Annotated in this window: 18 protein-coding genes; 14 read left to right on the forward strand and 4 right to left on the reverse strand. The window is 35.8% G+C overall.

Annotated features, from left to right (window positions below):
* Positions 1-128: 128 nt before the first annotated feature.
* From rlmN to dnaG, 7 genes are all read left to right on the forward strand, one after another.
* Positions 129-1,169, forward strand: a complete 1,041-nt coding sequence (rlmN, locus tag HN014_RS10385; RefSeq protein WP_176028811.1) for a 23S rRNA (adenine(2503)-C(2))-methyltransferase RlmN — start codon at positions 129-131, stop codon at positions 1,167-1,169.
* A 123-nt stretch (positions 1,170-1,292) separates the two neighbouring features.
* Positions 1,293-2,270, forward strand: coding sequence for a polyprenyl synthetase family protein (locus HN014_RS10390; protein ID WP_176028812.1), 978 nt, complete (start codon positions 1,293-1,295; stop codon positions 2,268-2,270).
* An 82-nt stretch (positions 2,271-2,352) separates the two neighbouring features.
* Positions 2,353-2,916, forward strand: a complete 564-nt coding sequence (locus tag HN014_RS10395) for an RNA polymerase sigma factor (RefSeq protein WP_176028813.1) — start codon at positions 2,353-2,355, stop codon at positions 2,914-2,916.
* The gene (locus tag HN014_RS10400) at positions 2,903-3,637 is read left to right on the forward strand and encodes a hypothetical protein (RefSeq protein WP_176028814.1); all 735 of its coding nucleotides are present in this window, start codon (positions 2,903-2,905) and stop codon (positions 3,635-3,637) included. The genes HN014_RS10395 and HN014_RS10400 overlap by 14 nt, the downstream gene beginning before the upstream one ends.
* A gap of 89 nt (positions 3,638-3,726) precedes the next feature.
* Entirely contained in the window at positions 3,727-4,773 is a 1,047-nt protein-coding gene (locus HN014_RS10405) for a hypothetical protein (RefSeq protein ID WP_176028815.1), read from the forward strand.
* A gap of 630 nt (positions 4,774-5,403) precedes the next feature.
* The gene (locus HN014_RS10410; RefSeq protein WP_217704370.1) at positions 5,404-8,397 is read left to right on the forward strand and encodes a T9SS type A sorting domain-containing protein; all 2,994 of its coding nucleotides are present in this window, start codon (positions 5,404-5,406) and stop codon (positions 8,395-8,397) included.
* 145 nt (positions 8,398-8,542) lie between these two features.
* Positions 8,543-10,504, forward strand: coding sequence for a DNA primase (dnaG, locus tag HN014_RS10415; protein ID WP_176028816.1), 1,962 nt, complete (start codon positions 8,543-8,545; stop codon positions 10,502-10,504).
* Here dnaG and HN014_RS10420 read toward each other — a convergent pair whose 3' ends face one another.
* Together HN014_RS10420 and nadE are read right to left on the reverse strand one after the other, a co-directional pair.
* A complete protein-coding gene (locus HN014_RS10420; RefSeq protein WP_176028817.1) occupies positions 10,505-11,137 on the reverse strand; it encodes a response regulator transcription factor in 633 nt (210 codons plus the stop codon).
* Positions 11,138-11,280: 143 nt separating this feature from the next.
* On the reverse strand, positions 11,281-12,069 hold the full coding sequence (nadE, locus tag HN014_RS10425) for an NAD(+) synthase (RefSeq protein WP_176028818.1): 789 nt from the start codon (positions 12,067-12,069) through the stop codon (positions 11,281-11,283).
* A gap of 135 nt (positions 12,070-12,204) precedes the next feature.
* Between nadE and gldB the strand changes: the two genes are divergently transcribed.
* Together gldB and gldC are read left to right on the forward strand one after the other, a co-directional pair.
* A complete protein-coding gene (gldB, locus tag HN014_RS10430) occupies positions 12,205-13,149 on the forward strand; it encodes a gliding motility lipoprotein GldB (RefSeq protein ID WP_254884129.1) in 945 nt (314 codons plus the stop codon).
* Positions 13,149-13,487 (forward strand): gliding motility protein GldC, encoded by a 339-nt coding sequence (gene gldC, locus HN014_RS10435; protein WP_176028820.1) that lies wholly within the window; start codon positions 13,149-13,151, stop codon positions 13,485-13,487. Before gldB ends, gldC begins: the two co-directional genes overlap by 1 nt.
* 63 nt (positions 13,488-13,550) lie before the next feature.
* Here gldC and yihA read toward each other — a convergent pair whose 3' ends face one another.
* Positions 13,551-14,156 carry a ribosome biogenesis GTP-binding protein YihA/YsxC gene (yihA, locus tag HN014_RS10440; RefSeq protein ID WP_176028821.1) on the reverse strand — a complete coding sequence of 202 codons (606 nt, stop codon included), beginning with the start codon at positions 14,154-14,156 and terminating at the stop codon, positions 13,551-13,553.
* Positions 14,157-14,166: 10 nt separating this feature from the next.
* Positions 14,167-14,931, reverse strand: coding sequence for an alpha/beta fold hydrolase (locus HN014_RS10445; protein WP_176028822.1), 765 nt, complete (start codon positions 14,929-14,931; stop codon positions 14,167-14,169).
* A 290-nt stretch (positions 14,932-15,221) separates the two neighbouring features.
* On the opposite strand from HN014_RS10445, the gene mraZ reads away from it, so the two are divergent.
* From mraZ to HN014_RS10470, 5 genes are read left to right on the forward strand one after another with little or no spacing between them, the layout of a single operon-like run.
* On the forward strand, positions 15,222-15,692 hold the full coding sequence (gene mraZ, locus HN014_RS10450; RefSeq protein WP_176028823.1) for a division/cell wall cluster transcriptional repressor MraZ: 471 nt from the start codon (positions 15,222-15,224) through the stop codon (positions 15,690-15,692).
* Entirely contained in the window at positions 15,679-16,575 is an 897-nt protein-coding gene (gene rsmH / locus HN014_RS10455) for a 16S rRNA (cytosine(1402)-N(4))-methyltransferase RsmH (RefSeq protein WP_176028824.1), read from the forward strand. Before mraZ ends, rsmH begins: the two co-directional genes overlap by 14 nt.
* 34 nt (positions 16,576-16,609) lie before the next feature.
* Positions 16,610-16,921, forward strand: coding sequence for an FtsL-like putative cell division protein (locus HN014_RS10460; RefSeq protein WP_176028825.1), 312 nt, complete (start codon positions 16,610-16,612; stop codon positions 16,919-16,921).
* A 5-nt stretch (positions 16,922-16,926) separates the two neighbouring features.
* Positions 16,927-18,921: a penicillin-binding protein gene (locus tag HN014_RS10465; protein WP_176028826.1), complete on the forward strand. Its 1,995-nt coding sequence runs from the start codon at positions 16,927-16,929 to the stop codon at positions 18,919-18,921.
* The gene (locus HN014_RS10470) at positions 18,921-20,381 is read left to right on the forward strand and encodes a UDP-N-acetylmuramoyl-L-alanyl-D-glutamate--2,6-diaminopimelate ligase (protein ID WP_176028827.1); all 1,461 of its coding nucleotides are present in this window, start codon (positions 18,921-18,923) and stop codon (positions 20,379-20,381) included. The genes HN014_RS10465 and HN014_RS10470 overlap by 1 nt, the downstream gene beginning before the upstream one ends.
* Positions 20,382-20,426: the final 45 nt, after the last annotated feature.

Raw genomic sequence — 20,426 nt, forward strand, 5'->3', positions numbered from 1 at the left:
AGAGATGAAAAGAGTTTGAATTTCAAACTCTTTTTTTTGCAATAAAAAGGATTGAAAATAAGTCGATTTGGTATGGGAAATAAAAGATATCTGGAGGACTTCTTTATCTTTTATATTTTTGCAGTATTATGAAGGTGAAAAAAAAGGATATTAGGTCATTAACGAAAGACGAATTACGAGATTTTTTTAAAGAAAGCGGAGATAAAGCTTTTAGAGGGAATCAGGTGTATGAGTGGCTTTGGAATAAAGGAGCACATGACTTTGATGATATGACGAATGTCTCTAAAAATACCCGAAAAATGCTGGCGGAGCACTTTGTTATTAATCATATCCATGTAGATCAGATGCAAAGAAGCTCGGATGGAACGATAAAAAATGCAGTGCGATTACATGATGGTTTAATAGTAGAATCCGTATTGATCCCTACAGCTACAAGAACGACAGCGTGTGTTTCTTCTCAGGTGGGATGTAGCCTGGATTGCAAATTTTGCGCTACAGCCAGGCTCAAAAGAATGAGAAACCTTAACCCTGATGAGATTTATGATCAGGTAGTGGCAATAGATAAAGAAAGCAGACTTTATCACAACCGTCCTTTGTCTAATATTGTTTTTATGGGAATGGGAGAGCCATTAATGAACTATAAGAATGTATTAAAATCTATAGAGAAGATAACCTCAGAAGATGGATTGGGAATGTCTCCTAAAAGAATTACAGTTTCTACTTCCGGAGTTCCTAAGATGATCAAAAAACTGGCAGATGATGAAGTGCGGTTTGGTTTGGCAGTTTCTCTGCACTCTGCCATCGATGATGTCAGAACCAGGATTATGCCATTTAATAAAATGTTTCCCCTGTCCGATCTTAGAGAGTCATTAGAGTATTGGTATCAGAAAACAAAAAGTAAGGTTACCTACGAATACGTAGTCTGGAAAGGGATCAATGATCGTAAAGAAGATATTGATGCCTTGGTGAAATTTTGCTCCTATGTTCCCTGCAAGGTGAATCTTATAGAATATAATCCAATCGATGACGGAGAGTTTCAACAGGCAGACTCACATGCAATAGATCGTTATATCAGCTCTTTGGAAACAAAAGGAATTGTTGTGAATGTTCGAAGAAGCAGAGGGAAAGATATCGATGCTGCATGCGGGCAATTAGCGAATAAATCATAGATACAAAACATAAGAAATCTTAATATTTTCATAGAAATGCAATATCAATTAGCGAAAAGAAGAATACAAACTTATTTATGCTATCTTCGCAGCTAATAATCAGATCGAATTAAGAAGTAACTGTTGAAAATAGTTGAGCAAATAAAGCGACCTATCATAGATGAAATGGAACTTTTTGAGAAAAAGTTTTCACAATCTATGTCTTCTAAAGTGGCCTTATTAAATAGGATAACGCATTATATTGTAAACCGAAAGGGGAAACAAATGCGTCCGATGTTTGTTTTTCTGGTAGCAAAAATGGTGGCAGAAGGAGAACTAAATGAAAGAACGTATAGAGGAGCTTCTGTAATAGAGCTTATTCATACAGCGACCTTAGTCCATGATGATGTTGTTGATGATTCTAATATGAGGCGAGGTTTCTTCTCTATAAATGCCTTGTGGAAAAATAAAATAGCTGTATTAGTTGGAGATTATCTGCTGTCCAAAGGATTGTTACTTTCTATAGATTACGGAGATTTTGATCTGCTTAAAATTATCTCTGTAGCAGTCAGAGAAATGAGTGAAGGAGAGCTGTTGCAGATAGAAAAGGCTAGAAATTTAGATATAACAGAAGAAGTCTATTACGAGATCATTCGTCAAAAAACAGCTACCCTAATTGCTGCTTGTTGTAGTTTAGGAGCATGCTCAGTAGCTCCTGATTCTGATGCTGTAGAGAAAATGAGAAGATTTGGAGAGTTAATAGGGATGACTTTTCAGATTAAAGATGATTTGTTTGATTATGGAGATGAAGCAATAGGAAAACCTACCGGAATAGATATCAAAGAGCAAAAAATGACACTCCCTCTGATTTATACCTTAAATCATTGCTCAAAAGAAAAGAGAAAATGGTTGATTAATTCCGTAAGGAACCACAATAAAAATAAAAAGAGAGTCAAAGAAGTGATTGACTTTGTTAAGCTTAGTGGAGGATTGGAATACGCTACTAAAATAATGCATGAATTTAAAGAGGAAGCCTTAACAATTCTTTCATCCTTCCCAGATTCAGAATACAAAGACTCTTTAGAGTTGATGGTCACCTATGTTATAGACCGAAAAAAATAACAAACCATACTTTTTTTATATCTCAGGCAACTATTTTAATTTTATGAGCGTCTATGTATATAGAGCATAAAAATTAAAGGACTTGAGAATTGTTCAATTTTATAAAAACGAAACATTACTCATTAGCAAAGCTGCTAAAGGGCATAAAGAGGCACAGTATAAACTATACAAAAGTTATGCTGCCAAAATGCTTAGTGTGTGTAGGTATTATATCAAAGATATACACCATGCAGAAGAGGTGATGTTGTCAGGTTTTTTGAAGGCATTTATGAACTTGAATAAATTCAAGTCCGAAGGAAGCTTTGAAGGTTGGATTCGAAGAATTATGATTAATGAGTCTATTTCATACTTGAGAAAAGAGAAAACACAGCTTTTTACCGAAGAAATAATAGGAGGTAAAGAGATTTCCTGGAATAATATAGAAACAGAACTGGAGGTTGAAGAAATTCAATCGTTAATCGATAGTTTACCTTCAGGGTATAGGATGGTATTTATCCTATATGCTGTAGAGGGGTATAAACATCAGGAAATTGCCAAAATGTTGGATATTTCGGAAAGCACGTCAAAGTCACAGCTTTTCAAAGCGAGAAAGATGCTACAGAGAAAAATGATAAATCAAAACATAATGAATAATGGCACCGTCTAAGTTTGATGAAGAAATAAAGAAGAGATTAGAAGGACGTTCAATAACGCCTTCAGCAGCAACATGGACACGTTTGGAGGAGAAGCTGGATGCTGGTAAAAGAAAAGAGAAAGGGTTTCAGCTGGTAAAAATGCTAGTTGCAGCTTGCGTGATAGGAATTGTGGCTGTTATCGTATTCCGATTTACAAAAAGAGAAAACATTTCTGATAGAATTACCAATACAGATACAATATTGTTAGAAAATAAAATAGATTCAGTTCAGAGCACCGAAATTGTTTTGGAAAAAATAGTAGAAGATAAAAAACCTATCGATAAAAAAACATCTCAAAATAACATTGTTTATAAGGAGAACAAGGAACAAAAGCAAGATATAAAAATACCAGCAAAAGAAAATATAGCGCCGTCAGAAGAATCAAGGGGATTCGTGTTTGAAAAAACCGAAAAAGAGATGATTCAGCAGGAAGTAGCCAATGTGCTAAAAGAAGTAGTGGCGCTGGAGAAAGAGAAAGAAGAGGTGTCGGATGAAGAGATTGAAGCGCTTTTGTACAAAGCGCAACAAAAAATTTTGTTAGAAAAAATAACAAAATCAAATAAGGTCAATGCTACTGCGCTTTTGCATGATGTAGAGCTAGAACTTGATGAAACCTTTAAGGAACGAGTTTTTGAAGCATTAAAAGTAGGATTTAAGAAATTACATATTTCGATTGTAGATCGGGAGAATTAATACATTCATTAATCAAAACCATTGCGATCTTTTCCCTGTGTTTTATATGCAGGGGGAGGACGTGTTGGAAATCAAAAATCATCATCAAAATGAAAACAGTTATTTTAATCGCCATGTGGATGGCAATGGCTTTATGTACCCATTTATTTGCACAGGATACAATACATAATAGTAAGATAGTGCAATTAAAGAAAACCAAAGAAGAAATAGTTGTAAGTGAAAAAAATAAGCTAAAAAAAGAAGTAGAGAAGATTAATCAACAATTAATTGATGGAGAAATTACGAAAGAAAAAGCAATAATGCTAAAAGAAGCTGCGGCAAATAAAAGAGCGTTAAATATAGAAAATCAACTAACAATCATAGATAATAAAATAGCACTTCTAATTAGGAATGGAGAGGCTTATGAAGAGGTAGAGGAAAGGAATAAAATTGAAAAAGAAATAGAGATATTTGGTTTTAAGATTAACGGTAATAATTCCAATAAAAAAGAAGTATATGACAGGAGAACGAATGAAAGTTTTGTTATCGCTTTTGGGTTGAATAATGTCCTTACAGAGGGCACTTCATTAGAAGACTCTGATTATAGAATTGGAGGGAGTAGGTTTTTTGAAATGGGAATTGTATGGAAGACTAGAATTTTTGAAAAATCAAATTTTGCAAGAGTCCTATATGGAATTTCATATCAATCAAATGGACTAAAACCGACAGGAAATAGATATTTAGTAGATAAAGAAGGGCAAACAGTTCTGGAGGAATTCAGAGTAGGGTTGGACAAATCTAAATTTAGAGTAGATCATCTTGTGGTGCCGTTGTACTTGGAATTTGGTCCTTCTAAGTTTATAGAAACCCCAGAAAAAATAAGATACCGTATACACAAGAAGTTCAGAATAGGTGTTGGGGGATATGCAGGATTGAATATTAGTACGCGACAGAAGTTAAAATATATAGAAGAAGGTGAGAAAGTGAAAGAAAAAATTAAAATGGATTATAATACTAGCAATTTTGTGTATGGATTAGGAGGATATCTGGGTTTTGGGGATATGTCTTTGTATGCAAAATATGATATGTCTCCATTGTTTAAAAATGCAGTAGTAAAACAAAATAATATTTCTTTGGGAGTTAGGTTTGATTTGTGAAAAATATCTAGCTTAATATTAAAGCCTTATATGCTATCATATGAAGGCTTTTCTTATTTAAAAACAATTTTTAAAGGGATTTAAAACCGTAAAATTGAATGTTTTGTTGAGTCATATCATGTTATTTTTGGAGTTTTTTGTGTTAAAATTGTTAAAATAATGTAATAGAATAGTTAATTCTGTTAAATAGTTTGATTTTTTATTTTACAAAAAACACAGAAAAAAAGAAGAAGCTTCAGGTTAAATTTGTTTTATGTAACTATCTGTTTTTTAATTATTTAATGTTGTTTTGTTTCTTGTTTAAACGAGTTTTGTTTTAATGATCAGTGTAATGTATTGATTATTAACCCATTGCTGTGGTAGTGTTTTTCCGTATATCATCTATTGAATGAATTTGTAATTTTGAGTCACACACAAATCAAGACTTAAAATAAAACTTATGAACATTACTCCTTTAGTAAGGCAAATCCCTTTTGCTTACACGTTGATTATCTAGTTATTGCGTCTGTTTTTTATTTGATTTCCGGATTTCGTAGTGTGTTGTCTTCCCCGGGCAAAATACGATGATAAACCTATGCTTATGCGATCATTGGTGTTTGTTTAACGAACAATTAACCAAAATTTAAAAAAATGAATGCAAAAAACTTTTTTCTTGTATTTTTTCTGTTCTCTGGTCTGGTACTATTTGCACAGAAAGGCGCTGTAAAAGCGAATTTAGTTACTTCATCCTCCTATATGAGGGAGATTCCAGCTCTGTCGTCAATGGATAATATCATTGCTGCAAAAGGCTTTGGACATGTTGCCCCTCCAAAAAGAAGAGGAACAAATACAGTGGTTCCCGGAAAAGGATTCCCGAAAGGTGGAGATCCTTTATTGCAAAGCCAAAAAAATGCTTCGCAAGTAAGAACTGCTGATGAAATAGCATCGTTTGATGCACATGCGGGAACAGTATTGAACGATGCCACAGGGGCAATTGGACCTAATCATTATGTGTATGCATTTAATTCCGGATTTGGGATTTTAGACAGGTCTGGTAATGTGTTAGTACCTGAAGCTTCTTTGGGAACTATTTTTCCAGGGGAAACCCTTGGAGACCCGGTAGTAATGTATGATAATTTTGCGGAACGCTTTATTATTATGGAGTTTAGTAATACGCCTAACGGTTTTTTAATTGCCATAGGAAAAGGACCGGATCCAGTTAATGATGGATGGTATACTTATCGTTTTAATACAGGGACATTTCCTGATTATGAAAAGCTTTCTATTTGGTCCGATGGATATTATATTACAGCAAACAAAGACCAAAATGCACCAGATTCCAACAACGTAGTATTTGTAGTAGAAAGAGATCAAATGTTAGCAGGAAATACATCGGCACAGATGATAGGATTTCCTTTGCCAGGAGCTAAAACAAACGGATTCTATAGTCCAGGAGGTTTTAATGCTACCGGAACATCCTTGCCACCAGTGGGAGTGAAACATTCCATTGTATACTTACAGGATGATAGTTGGGGAGGAGTGTCTCAAGATCATTTAAAAGTATGGACCACCACTATAGATTGGACCAACCCTTCTAGTTCAACAATTTCACAACCACAGGAAATCACAACTACTCCCTTTGACAGTGTATTTGATGGAGGTTCCTTTCAGAATTTAGATGAGCCAGGATCTGGACCTGATATAGATGCACTACAGGCTACGATGATGTTTATGACTAACTATAGAAGGTTTGGAACACATAACTCAGTTGTGCTTAATTTTGTAGTAGATTTAGATGGGAATGATAGTCTGGCAGGAATTCGCTGGTATGAATTGAGGCAAAACAATGATAATGATCCTTGGACAATATATCAGGAAGGAACCTATACGCAACCAGATGGGCATAGTGCCTTTTGTGGAAGTATTGGGATGGATGCTTTAGGAAATATTGGATTGGCGTATACGATTGTTAGTACTACAAAATATACATCATTGCGGTATACGGGAAGATTAGCATCAGACCCGTTAGGGACAATGACAGTTGCAGAGAAGGTATCAGCAGATGGAGATAGCCAGAATAATAGAAGAGACGGTCGTTATGGAGATTACGGGCAATTGACAATAGATCCACTGGATGATAAAACCTTTTGGCATATAAGTGAGTACATGAAAGGACCCGATAATGTTCGGAAAAGTCATGTGGTAGCTTTTAGATTAGCACCTGCCGTTGTAGATAATGAACCTCCGACTGCACCTGCGAACTTAGCATCGGAAAACACTACTGCTAGAGAAACAACACTGAGTTGGACAGCATCCACAGATAATATCGGAGTAGTAGGGTATGATGTATATCAGGATAACACATTGATAAAGACAGTTACGGAGACTTCTTTTACTGTTGCCGGTTTAACTCCTTTGACAACCTATACTTTTTATGTCAAAGCAAAAGATGCTTCAAACAACCAATCAGAAGCTAGTAATACGATTAGGGTGACTACCTTGGATAGTACAGTAGGACCAGGGTGTAAAGATGGTATAGCTGCACCGTATAGCGAAAGTTTCGAAAATACAATTGGTGCATGGGAGCAATCTCAAGATGATGATATCGATTGGGAATTAGATGCAGATGGAACTCCATCAAGAAGAACAGGACCTGGTAAAGCGGCTAATGGAACTCATTATCTTTATGTAGAGGCTTCAGTAGAAGGTGTCGGTTACCCTAATAAAAGAGCTGTAATTACCTCTCCTTGTTTTGATCTTAATGATGCTGCTTCAGCAGTATTCTCTTTTGAATATCATATGTATGGATCTTCAGATATGGGAACATTAGAAGTAGAAGCATCTAATGATGAAGGAGAAACATGGACGAGTGTTTGGAATCGATCCGGGAATCAAGGAAATGTGTGGAGAAAAGCTTCTATTGACCTGTCTGCCTATATAGGATCAGGGTTACAATTAAGATTTAATAGAGTAACCGGAGGAAGTTGGAGAGCTGATGTGGCGATTGATGATGTAAAATTAACGGCTGGAGATACCGGATCTTCTTGTGCATCACAAGATGTTACGGTGACGATAACTTTTGATAATTATCCGCAAGAAACTTCTTGGAAAATTACCGATGGGACAGGAGCTGAAGTAGCTTCTAAGACATATTCGAATGCTAACCCTGATGGTTCTACAGTGGTGGAAAACATTAGAGGATTGAGTGAAGGGACTTATACGTTTACGATAGAAGATTCTTTTGGAGATGGGATATGCTGTAGCCAGGGAGAAGGGTCGTATACAGTAGCAAGTGCTTCTGGAGAGATTGTATCAGGAGGCGATTTTGATAGAATGGAGAGTAAGGATTTTTGTGTGAAGGCAAGCAAAAAAGCTAGGTTAGAGACATATGCATTAACCGATAAGGAATCGGTTGATCCTGGAGTTTTTTCTTTATATCCAAATCCTGCAAAAAATGTATTGAAGATTAATGTGAAAGGAAAAACGGTTGATCAAATTAAGATATTTTCTATGTATGGAATGCTGGTGAAGGAAATTGAAGGAACTAAAGAAGAAATTGATGTGTCAGATCTGAGTGTAGGAACATATTTTGTGCGTTTTATGGCAGAAGATATAGAAGTGACCAGAAGATTTGTAAAAGAATGATAATAGCCGTTTTAAACATGGTAGAGGGTGCTCAAAAGAGTGCCCTCTTTTTTTTGTTTGATGGGTTTGGCTGGTAATAAATATGAATTGTCTTATTTTTGTCTATCGCTCGTATAATAGAAATAGAGTTCTGGAATAAAAGTTTATGATTCATAAAACCACAGTGGATGCTGTATTTGAAACAGCTAGATTAGAAGAAGTTATAGGTGATTTTGTGCAGCTTAAAAAAGCAGGGAGTAACTTTAAAGGCTTAAGCCCATTTAGTGATGAGCGTACTCCGTCTTTTATGGTTTCTCCTGTAAAACAGATCTGGAAAGATTTCTCTACGGGTAAAGGAGGGAATGTTGTAGCTTTCTTAATGGAACATGAGCATTTTACTTATCCCGAAGCAATTAAGTACCTGGCAAAAAAATATAACATTGAGGTACTGGAAACAGAACAGACAGATCAGCAAAAACAACAGTCGAATGAAAGAGAAAGTATGTATTTGGTTAGTGAATATGCTAATACGTTTTTTCAGGACTGTTTGTTGAATACCGAAAAAGGAAAAGCAATTGGGTTAACGTATTTTAAAGAAAGAGGGTTTACAATCGAAACGATTAAGAAGTTTGGATTAGGATACTCTCCTGATGAATGGGATGCTTTTACGAATGAAGCAATTAAAAACGGGTATCAATTGAGTTACCTGGAGAAAACAGGGCTTACGATTGTCAAAACTGATAAGAAGTTTGATCGGTTTAAAGGAAGGGTGATGTTTCCTATTCAGTCTATGTCAGGAAGAGTATTAGGATTTGGGGGAAGAATTCTGACCAATGATAAAAAAGCAGCAAAATACCTAAATTCTCCAGAAAGTGATATTTATCATAAGAGCAAAGTGTTGTATGGGATTTACCATGCAAAACAAGCAATTGCTAAAGAAGATAACTGTTATTTGGTAGAAGGGTATACGGATGTAATCCAGTTTCATCAAACGGGAGTGTCAAACGTGGTATCGTCTTCTGGTACTGCATTGACGAGTGATCAGGTGCGTTTGATTAATCGGCTGACAAAAAATATAACTGTGTTGTTTGATGGAGATGCAGCAGGGATTAGGGCATCAATCAGGGGGATTGATTTGATTCTCGAACAAGGGATGAATGTAAAAGTATGCGGGTTTCCCGAAGGAGAAGATCCGGACAGTTTTGCAAAACAGAATACCGAAGAGGAATTAAAGAATTATCTCAATGAAAAATCGCAGGACTTTATCAGTTTTAAAGCGTCTTTATTGCATCGGGAATCAGAAAATGATCCGATAAAAAGAGCAGAGTTGATAAGGGATATTGTAACGAGTGTATCTAAGATTCCGGATGTTATAAAGCAAGAAATCTATGTACAGGAATGTGCTAGAATTATGGGGGTTTCTGAGGATGTCCTGTTTGATACATTGGCTCAGATGAATCAAACGGAAGAAAAAGGAGGAAAGGATAAAAAAACTAAAAACAAAAGGTCGATGGCTGTGGTTCCGCAGGAAGAACCGCAACAGCCCAAAGTAGATGAGCAATATCAGTTAGAGTGTAAGATTATAGAAATACTGTTGCTTTATGGACAGCAAGTAGAAGAATTTGAAGATTGGGTGTTAAAAGAAAATGAAGAAGGAGATCTGGAGATGGAACCAGAAGTGTATAAAGCAAAAGTTTTTGAGAAAATATATCTGGACTTACAAGATGATGAGGTGGAGTTTGCAAATAACAGCTTTAGAGATATCTATGCGTTGTTGATAGATCGGTTGAATCAGGATGACGACTTTAAGATAGAAAGTTTTATTAATCATGTGCCTCAGGAAATAGCTTCAGAAATAACGGCTATAATGATGAATGAAGAACGCTACGCTTTACATCGTTGGGAAGATCAGGAAATTCATGTAAAAAAGAAAGAGTATTCAGTAGCTCAGTATACCCGGGATATTATTCTTAATTTGAGAAGGTTTTTGATCAGTCAGAAAATAGATGAGCTTTCACAAGAAGTGAAAGCCCAGTATGACAAAGATCATCGTGAAACAATTCAAGATATTTCCGATTATCTTACATTGCGAAAAATTCTTTTTGAAAAATTAAATCGCGTAGTTTGATTAGCTGATATGTAACAATCTCGATTGATGGATTAAATCCGCGAGATTATCAACTTTTAATTTTTTAAGTAACCTTGTTTTATAGGTGCTTACCGTTTTTTCATTAATAGATAAGGTAGCCGCTATATCTTTGTTTCTTTTTCCGGAAGAGAGTAAATTAAGTACTTCGATTTCTCGGGAGGAGAGTTTCTTATACTTTACTACCATATTACTTTCTTTGGTGTTTCCATCTGCTAATTGTTGTGTGAGGTTGTCGTTTAGGTAGATACCTCCTCTAGCTACTCTATCGATAGCCTTTCTTAGAGTTTTGGTAGATACTGTTTTAGACAGATACGCAGAAGCCCCTGCTTTAATGGCGCTCAATGCATACATTTCCTCAGGATGGGAACTAAAAATAATGACCTTGATTTTAGTGAATTCCTGCTTTATTGTTCGTAATGCGGTAATTCCGTTGATTTGTGGAAGGTCTAGCTCCATGATGAGAATATCAGGAGTGTTTGATTTAAGAACATCATACATTTCATTCCCATTACTAACCTTACCTATAATTTCAAAGTTTTCAGCATTTCGTAGTAAAGAAGAAATTCCTTTTCTTGTGATTGGATGATGATCAGCTATTAGTACTGTTGTCATTCTTGTTTACGATTGTTAATGTTAATTTTAGATTAAGGGCAAACATTTATTTGTAGGGGTAGTAAAGTATTTTATCATCTGCAAAATTACTAAGAACTCCCACTCGTAAACTTATTTTTATTAATTTATCGACCAAGTGTTCACTATATTAGATTAACGGGTATTTTACATACCGGAATTGGATTCATTTTATGTTGGTTTACGGTATTTAAGCGATCAAAAATAGTGAAAACCTCTAATTCTCTGCCGTTAAAATCATTGGCAGTTTTTCCTGAATCTTTCATTTTCATAGCCCACTCTAGCTCGTCATAGCTTGCTCCGATTTGATCTTCATCGCTTCTGCTGTCTCCAAATAATCCGTCTGTTGGAGCTGCATTTTGAATGGAGTCAGGAACTTTTAACTCTTTTGCGATTGTATATACTTCACTTTTTAGTAAATCAGCTATTGGACTCAGGTCGACTCCTCCGTCTCCGTATTTAGTAAAGAAGCCAACGCCAAAATCTTCTACCTTATTACCGGTTCCTGCAACAAGTAATCTGTGTAAACCGGCAAAGTAATACAGTGTAGTCATTCTAAGTCTGGCTCTGGTGTTGGCGAGAGCAAGATCAAGGGTGGCAGATGCCTCTGTCGCAGGAGTGATATTTTTGAATTGTTCGAATACAGAAGTTAGATCTGTACGAGTATCAGATACATTAGAGTATCTTTCTTTTAATTGACTGATGTGTTCCTGAGCACGATCAACCTGACTTTTAGCCTGATGAATAGGCATCTCTACACAAAGTGTTTTTAAGCCTGTTTTGGCGCATAGAGAAGAGGTAACGGCACTGTCTATTCCTCCGCTGATTCCAACAACAAAACCTTCCATTTTAGCGTTAGTAGCATATTCTTTTAACCAATTAACAATGTGATCGATTACTTTTTCTGTTTGCATATATTTACATTTAATAATTCTTTAATAAGTACCTTTGCGGTCATAAAATTAATAAAAATAGGGAGCGTTTCTGTAAATAAAGAACAAAGTAACAGGTTTATTCAGATTATTGAAATGAAAATAAAAAAAGTACTAATGTGTTTATTATACGTAGCGATGATTTCGTGTAATAAGAATAAGGGGGTAGAAGAGGATATTGCTAAAGTAGATGTAACGATAGAGGTAGAGCGGTTTGATGAGCTCTTTGCTGCAGTAACATCAGAAAACCTGAATGAACTGAAAGAGCGCTTTCCTTTTCTTTTTCCTGAGCGGTATGAAAATGACGTGTGGTTGAAGAAGTCAGTTGATACCTTGCAGGTCGAAATTAATACTGAGGTGTCAAAGAAATTTTCTGATTTTTCTACAGTAAAAAATGAGCTGCATTCTTTTTTTCAACATGTAAAATTTTATTTTCCAGAAGAGAGAATTCCGAGAATTGTCACTGTTACATCTGATGTAGATTACCGAAATAAAGTGATTTTGCATGAAGGATTGTTGATTATTTCTTTGGATACGTATTTGGGAAAAGATCACTTTTTTTATGAAAACATTTCGGTGTATTTAAAGCAAGGGTTTGTAACGGAGCAAATTGTACCAGATGTAGCCTCAATGTATGCTAAAAAAATGATAAGGTTAAGTAAAGACAGAACTTTCCTATCGAATATGATTTATTACGGAAAAGAACAGTATCTCAAAAAATTGTTTCTGCCGGTGCACTCCAAAGCTTCATTGCTCGGATATACAGAAGAACAATATGCGTGGTCAGAGGCTAATGAAGAAGAGATTTGGAAGTATTTTATAGATAGACAGTTGTTGTACAGTACAGATACTTCTTTGTTGTCAAGATTTTTGTTTCCAGCTCCTTTTTCTAAGTTTTATCTGGAGGAAATCGATAAGGAGGCCCCGGGAAAAATAGGGCAATTTATAGGGGAGAGAATTGTTTCTTCGTATATGGAAAATAACGACGTATCTTTGCATCATCTGTTGATGGTAGATGCCGAAACAGTTTTTAAAAAATCAAAATATAAACCAGTAAGATAATGGCGAGTGTACATAAATCGGAGATTAAGATAGATATTGAATTAGATGAAAATAGAGTTCCGGAAAAATTAAAATGGACTGCACAAGATGGGGGTGTAGAAAATGAAGAGACAAAAGCAATGTTATTGTCTGTTTGGGATAGTGCTAATAAGGAGAGTCTTAGAATTGACTTATGGACCAAAGATATGCCTGTTGATGAAATGAAGATATTTTTTCATCAAACATTAGTGTCAATGAGTGATACGTTTAACAGAGCAACACAGGATCAGAAAATGTCAGATACTATGAAGGATTTTTGTGATTACTTTGCAGAAAAACTGGAGCTTAAAAAGAAATAAAGAAGGTATTGTTTAATACTGCATAAAAAAGCTGAAAAAATACATTTTCAGCTTTTTGTGTTTTTATGATGATTGTAATTGTTTGTTGATATTGTCGATATAGGCAAGTAATTCTTCTTTTCCTTGACCAGAAGAGGAGGAAGTGATAAAATAAATAGGCATTTCTTCCCAGTACTCTAATATTTTCTTTTTGTACTCTGCTATCTGGACCTCTAGTTTGTTTTTGGATAACTTGTCAGCTTTCGTAAAAATGATAGAAAATGGAATTTGATTTTCTCCCAGCCAAAGCATGAATTCTACATCTATTTTTTGAGGTTCATGTCTAGAGTCTACTAGAACAAAAGCATTGACAAGCTGTGTTCTTTTGGAGAAGTAAGAGGTGATAAATTTTTGAAACACCTTCTTGGCTGATTTAGAAACTCTAGCGTATCCATATCCGGGTAAATCGACCAGGAACCACTTTTTGTTAATGATAAAATGGTTGATTAACTGTGTTTTTCCGGGGCGCCCTGAGGTTTTGGCTAGATTTTTTCTATTGGTAAGCATATTTATCAAAGAAGACTTTCCTACGTTAGATCTTCCGATAAAGGCATACTCAGGGAGTTTTTCTTTCGGGCATTTAGCAACATCGCTGTTACTTATTACAAATTCAGCGCTGCTTATTTTCATAGTTTTCTTATTAAATACCTCGTTCTTTAAACCAGGAATGAAGTAATTGGTTGAATTCTTCTGGATGTTCCATCATTGCAGCATGACCGCATTTGTCTATCCAGTAAAGGTCAGAATCAGGTAATAGTTTGTTGAAATCATTTGCTACTTCTGGTGGAGTAACAGTATCATCTTTTCCCCATATGATACATGTTGGGGTGTGCATATTAGGCAGATCTTTTGCCATGTTGTGTCTGATTGCACTTTTGGCGATGGATAGTGTTCTGATTAATTTGTTTCTGTCATTTACAGTTGCATAAACCTCATCTACGATCTCTTTTGTAGCAATGGCTGGATCATAAAACACATTCTCGGCTTTCTTTTTAATATATTCATAGTCACCTCTTTTAGGGTAGCTTTCCCCCATGGCACTTTCATATAATCCAGAACTACCGGTTATGACTAAGCCTTTTACATTTTCAGGGAACATTTTTGTACATAACAAGGCAATGTGTCCTCCAAGAGAGTTCCCTAGCAGGACTACTTCTTTGTATCCCAGATGATCTATGAAATCTTTTAGGTATTTAGCAAAAGTGCCCACTTTGGTTTTTAAGATTGGTAATGTGTATATAGGGAGTTCTGGTATAAGAACTTTGTATCCGTGATTAGGAAAGTAAGAACTAACACCATCAAAATTGCTAAGACCACCCATTAAACCGTGTAAAATAACAATTGGTGTTCCTTCTCCTGTCTCTAGGTAACTAAACTTTCCGCTTTTTTTTAATCTGTAATTCATTAATATTTCTTACAAGAATTATCAGCAAATATAGCACTTTCATAGTTAGATCAAAGCTTTTTGTTGATAGTGTATCACGAATTTATGTTTTTTTAATGTTCGATGAAATCCTTTTGCGGGAGCGAAGGAACTTGTCTTTTTGTATTGGGTTGATAGACAAAAATTTAAAGAGTCATTCGTCTTGTAAAGAAGCATTTTAACGATAACTTATTAACAATGTGGTAGATTGTGGTAAAAAGTGGTAATATTTTCAATATATTTGAAATATAAAAGAAGGCAGGGAAAATCAAGTGGTAAATCTAATCGGCACATATGAATGTAAGGCAGACGCTAAAGGGCGTTTGATGATGCCTGCTGCTTTTAAGAAGCAGTTAGCTAGTGTGTTAGAGGAAGGGTTTGTTTTGAAGCGCTCAGTTTTTCAGCCTTGCTTGGAGCTATATCCAATGCAGGAGTGGAATCAATTAATGGCGAAAATAAACAAGCTAAATCGCTTTAAAAAGAAGAATAACGACTTTATAAGAAGATTTACGGCTGGAGTCAAGGTGGTAGATATAGATGCTACAGGACGACTTTTGATTCCAAAAGATTTGATCGGTTTTGCTAGTATAAAAAAAGAAATAGTTCTTTCGTCAGCAGTGAATATTATAGAGGTGTGGGATAAGGATCTTTATGAAAAAGCAATTGAAGATGCTACAGATGATTTTGCGGATTTGGCGGAAGAAGTAATGGGTTTTGAAGACGAGATAGATGGAATATCATAATTCGGTATTGTTAAAAGAAACAGTAGATGGTCTGGCTATTAAGCCAGATGGGGTGTATGTGGATGTGACCTTTGGAGGAGGAGGGCATTCAAAAGAAATACTAAGTCGACTGGGGGAGAAGGGGAAATTGTTTGCATTTGATCAGGATAAGGATGCATTGGTCAATGCATTAGAGGATGACCGTTTTGTGTTGATTAATGAGAATTTTAGATACATAAAACGCTTTTTGAGATTTTATGGTGTAAGAAAGGTTGATGGTATTTTAGGAGACTTTGGGGTTTCTTCTCATCAGTTTGATGTTGCAGAAAGAGGGTTTTCGACCCGATTTGAAGCAGAACTGGATATGAGGATGAATCAGGATGGAGCACTGTCTGCTTTTCATGTAGTAAATGATTATGACGAAATGGATTTGAGAAGAGTGTTGCTGCAATATGGAGAATTGAGGAATGCGCCTAAGTTAGCGAGGGCAATAGTAACAGCAAGAATTGAGGCTCCTGTTAAAACAAGCGCAATGCTAAAAGAGGTGTTAAGACCTTTTTTAGTAAAACATAAAGAACACAAGATATTAGCACAGATTTATCAGGCAATCCGTATAGAGGTAAATCAGGAAATAGAAGTGTTGAAAGATTTCTTGCTGCAAACGGAAGAATTGTTAGACAAAGGAGGAAGGATAAGTTTGATATCATATCACTCTTTGGAAGATCGATTAGTAAAGCGATATATCCGTAATGGGATGTTTGAAGGAGAACCGGAAAAAGACTTGTATGGTAATGTAACGGTGCCTTTCAGAAAAGTAGGAGGATTGGTAGTGCCAACAGAAGAAGAGGTTAGAGAAAATAACAGAGCGAGAAGTGCGAAACTTCGAATTGCTGAGCGTATATAATATATAGGTATACGTTTTGACGGTTTAGAAAATAATGAAGCAGACAATTTATGACATATTAAAAGGAAAGTTCTTGATAGCGGATGATGCTATGAAAAACTGGAGAATGTTGTTGTTTTTGTCCTTTTTGGCAATCATAATGATTGCAAGTTCTCATAATGCGGAGAGTAAAGTGCATGAGATTGCAAAATTAAATAATGAAGTAAAAGAGCTTAGGACGCAGTTTGTAGATGGAAGAACAGAATTGATGCGATTAAAAATGGAGTCTTCTGTAATCGAAAGAATGAAGAAAAAGGGGTTAAAACAACCTTCTACACCTCCTAAAAAAATTATAGTAACCAAGTAAGTGTTTTGGCAGTAGCAGATAAGAACATATTGAATCGATTGTATTTTGTAGCAGGATGTATGCTCATCTTTGCTATTGCTGTTGTTGTAAAATTGGTGAATATTCAGTTTGTAGAAGGAGATGAATATAGAAATAAAGCACAACAACGGGTTTTTAAAACTTTTGATATCCCTGCAAATCGTGGAAACTTATACGATTCCAATGGTAATTTGTTGGCTACTTCAGTACCAAAATACGATATCCGATTTGATGCCTTGGCGGTAAAAGAAAAAGATTTCAGGAAATATATAAAACCACTATGTGAGGCATTGGCTAAAGAGATGGGTAGGTCGGTTTCGTATTATGATAAGCTGTTGCGCACAGCGAAATCGAATAAAAACAGATATCTGCTGCTGGCGCGTAATGTTGGGTATTCCAGATATATGCGATTTAAAAAATTTCCGTTGTTGAAATTTGGAGCGAATAGAGGAGGATTGATTATTGAGCAGCGAACAGTGAGAGAGCACCCTATAGGGAAAATTGCAGAAAGAACAGTTGGATATGAACGTAGAGATGATCAAGGGTATTATACCAGAGTAGGTCTGGAAGGAGCATATGGTCCTTTTCTTAGAGGAAAAGAAGGAAAAAGAAAAAAACAAAAAATAGCAAAGAACCAATGGAAGCCAATAGGAGATGCGAATGAGGTAGAGCCAGAAGATGGGTATGATGTGATTTCCACTATTGATGTGAATATTCAGGATGTGACACATCATGCTTTATTGGCGCAATTGGAAAAGTTTGAAGCAGAGCACGGAACAGCTGTTGTGATGGAAACAAAGACAGGAGAGATAAAAGCTATTTCTAATTTAGGAAGAGGCAAATCCGGGAAGTATTATGAGAAGTTGAATTACGCAGTAGGTGAGTCACATGAGCCGGGATCGTCTTTCAAACTGGTAACGATGGTGGCAGCCTTAGAAGATAAAGTGATTGATTCTAGTTATGTGGTAGATACAGAGAATGGAAGAGTAAAGTTTTATGATCGAGTTGTAAAAGATTCTCATTGGGGAGGGTATGGAAAAATATCTGCCGCAAGAGCTTTTGAAGTTTCTTCAAATACAGCTTTTGCAAAAATTGTTTTTGAACATTATAAGAATAATCCTAAAAAGTTTGTGGATCGCCTGATAAATATGGGGCTCAATGATAAATTAGGGCTGTCTATAAAAGGAGAAGGAGCCCCTAAGATACCTTATCCGGGAGAAAAAAATTGGTATGGGACTACCTTGCCATGGATGGCTTTTGGATATGGAGTTTCTTTAACTCCTTTGCAAACCTTGGCGTTTTATAATGCAATAGCGAATAATGGGGAGATGGTAAAACCACGGTTTATCAAGCGAGTGATGTCCTGGGATAAGATTAGAGAGCAATATGATAAAGAAGTGTTGAACCCCGCAATTTGTTCAAAAGAAACCGCAAAAATAGTTCAGGAAATGATGAAGAATGTGGTGGCACGAGGAACAGCAGATAATATCAAGACAGATAATTTTATGATTGCCGGGAAGACTGGAACTTGTTGGGGGAATTATGGAAAGCATAAAGAGAGAGAATACATTTCTTCGTTTGCAGGATATTTCCCGGCAGAAGACCCTAAGTATTCTTGTATAGTCGTGATTCATAAACCTAACAAAGAAAAAGGGTATTATGGGAATATTGTTGCTGGACCGGTTTTTAAAAGAATAGCAGAAAAAATTTATAATGATATCCCTGTAGAAGATAAGATTTCTGCTGAGGTTGTGAGTAACAAAAAAGTAGAAAGAAGCTATAACGGATATTATGGAAAGGTTCAGAAATATAAGACGATCATGCCTAATGTAAAAGGGATGCCGGCAATGGATGTAATCTCACTATTGGAGAATATGGGGCTTCGGGTAGAGATAAAAGGAAAGGGGTTTGTGAAAAAACAATCAATAGAACCGGGAAAAAAAGTAAAGCAAAACCAAAGAATCAGTTTAGAGTTGTCGTAATGGAATTAAAGGAGTTATTATATAAGGTATCAATAGAAAAGGTAGTTGGTGATACGGCAACCCAGATTAGTGCTGTTCATTTTGATTCCAGGGAAATAGATAAGGGGAATGCCTTTGTGGCAGTTAGAGGGACGGTATCGGATGGACATGATTTTATAGCGAAAGCGATAGAAAAAGGAGCAATTGCGATTGTTTGCGAGGATATACCACAAAACATAAAAGAAGGAGTAACATATGTAGAGGTAGAAAATGCAGCAGAAGCATTGGCAATTATGGCTTCTAATTTTTATGGAGTGCCATCGGAGAACCTAAAGTTGATTGGGGTTACAGGGACAAATGGCAAAACCACAATTGCTACGTTATTATTTCAGCTGTTTAAAAAAGCTGGATATAAGGTAGGGTTGTTATCTACAGTGAAAATCATGGTAGATACTCAGGAGTATAAAGCAACTCATACAACGCCTGATCCTTTGATGATCAATAGGTATTTAAAAGAGATGAATGAGGTAGGGGTAGAGTTTTGTTTTATGGAAGTAAGCTCTCATGGGATCCATCAAAAAAGAATAGAAGGATTAGTGTTTGAAGGAGGGGTTTTTACCAATCTGTCACATGATCATTTAGATTATCACGAAACTTTTAAAGAATATAGAGATGTTAAAAAAAGTTTTTTTGACAGTTTGCCTTCGGGAGCATTTGCATTGACAAATAAAGATGATAAAAATGGAGCATTTATGCTTCAGAATACAAAAGCCAAACAATATACGTATGCGTTGAAATCATACGCTGACTATAGGGGTCAGATCTTAGAGAATAGCATCGGCGGGTTGTTGCTAAAATTTAATGATAATGAACTTTGGGCAAAGTTGATAGGTGATTTTAATGCATATAATTTGTTGGCGATATATGGAACAGCAGAATTGTTGGGGCTGGAGACCTTAGAAATTTTGCGATTGTTGAGTGAGTTAGAAAGTGTGAGTGGTAGATTTCAGTATATGATATCTAATGATAAAATTACTGCGATTGTAGACTATGCACATACACCAGATGCATTGAAAAATGTATTGGATACTATTAATGAAATACGAACAAATAACGAGACCTTGATTACAGTTGTGGGGTGTGGAGGTGATAGAGATAAAACTAAAAGACCAGTGATGGGGAATATTGCTTCCTCATTGAGTAATAAAGTGATTTTTACCAGTGATAATCCCAGGACAGAAAAGCCAGAAGATATTATTGCAGATATAGAGAAAGGGGTCGAGCCTCAACACTATAGAAAAACATTGTCAATTACAGATCGGGCGCAAGCTATAAAAACCGCTTGTCAATTGGCGATGGCGAATGATATTATTCTGATTGCGGGAAAAGGACACGAAACATATCAGGAGATAGATGGGGTCCGTAATGACTTTAATGATTTTGAGATCGTAAAAGATGAATTAAAGCGAATGGGGAAATAAATGATTTGTATTGACGTGTTAAAAAACAGTATTTAGAAGAAGAGA

The sequence above is a fragment of the Aquimarina sp. TRL1 genome (assembly GCF_013365535.1).
Classification (GTDB): Bacteria; Bacteroidota; Bacteroidia; order Flavobacteriales; family Flavobacteriaceae; genus Aquimarina; species Aquimarina hainanensis.

Excerpts from the sequence above, each read along its gene's own strand:
- yihA (WP_176028821.1), bottom strand. The coding sequence starts at position 14,156 with ATGAAAATAAGCAGCGCTGAATTTGTAATAAGTAACAGCGATGTTGCT.
- rlmN (WP_176028811.1), top strand. The coding sequence starts at position 129 with ATGAAGGTGAAAAAAAAGGATATTAGGTCATTAACGAAAGACGAATTA.
- HN014_RS10445 (WP_176028822.1), bottom strand. The coding sequence starts at position 14,931 with ATGAATTACAGATTAAAAAAAAGCGGAAAGTTTAGTTACCTAGAGACA.
- HN014_RS10460 (WP_176028825.1), top strand. The coding sequence starts at position 16,610 with ATGAAGCAGACAATTTATGACATATTAAAAGGAAAGTTCTTGATAGCG.
- gldB (WP_254884129.1), top strand. The coding sequence starts at position 12,205 with ATGTGTTTATTATACGTAGCGATGATTTCGTGTAATAAGAATAAGGGG.
- HN014_RS10400 (WP_176028814.1), top strand. The coding sequence starts at position 2,903 with ATGGCACCGTCTAAGTTTGATGAAGAAATAAAGAAGAGATTAGAAGGA.
- rsmH (WP_176028824.1), top strand. The coding sequence starts at position 15,679 with ATGGAATATCATAATTCGGTATTGTTAAAAGAAACAGTAGATGGTCTG.
- HN014_RS10470 (WP_176028827.1), top strand. The coding sequence starts at position 18,921 with ATGGAATTAAAGGAGTTATTATATAAGGTATCAATAGAAAAGGTAGTT.
- HN014_RS10420 (WP_176028817.1), bottom strand. The coding sequence starts at position 11,137 with ATGACAACAGTACTAATAGCTGATCATCATCCAATCACAAGAAAAGGA.
- nadE (WP_176028818.1), bottom strand. The coding sequence starts at position 12,069 with ATGCAAACAGAAAAAGTAATCGATCACATTGTTAATTGGTTAAAAGAA.
- HN014_RS10410 (WP_217704370.1), top strand. The coding sequence starts at position 5,404 with ATGAATGCAAAAAACTTTTTTCTTGTATTTTTTCTGTTCTCTGGTCTG.
- HN014_RS10405 (WP_176028815.1), top strand. The coding sequence starts at position 3,727 with ATGAAAACAGTTATTTTAATCGCCATGTGGATGGCAATGGCTTTATGT.
- gldC (WP_176028820.1), top strand. The coding sequence starts at position 13,149 with ATGGCGAGTGTACATAAATCGGAGATTAAGATAGATATTGAATTAGAT.
- dnaG (WP_176028816.1), top strand. The coding sequence starts at position 8,543 with ATGATTCATAAAACCACAGTGGATGCTGTATTTGAAACAGCTAGATTA.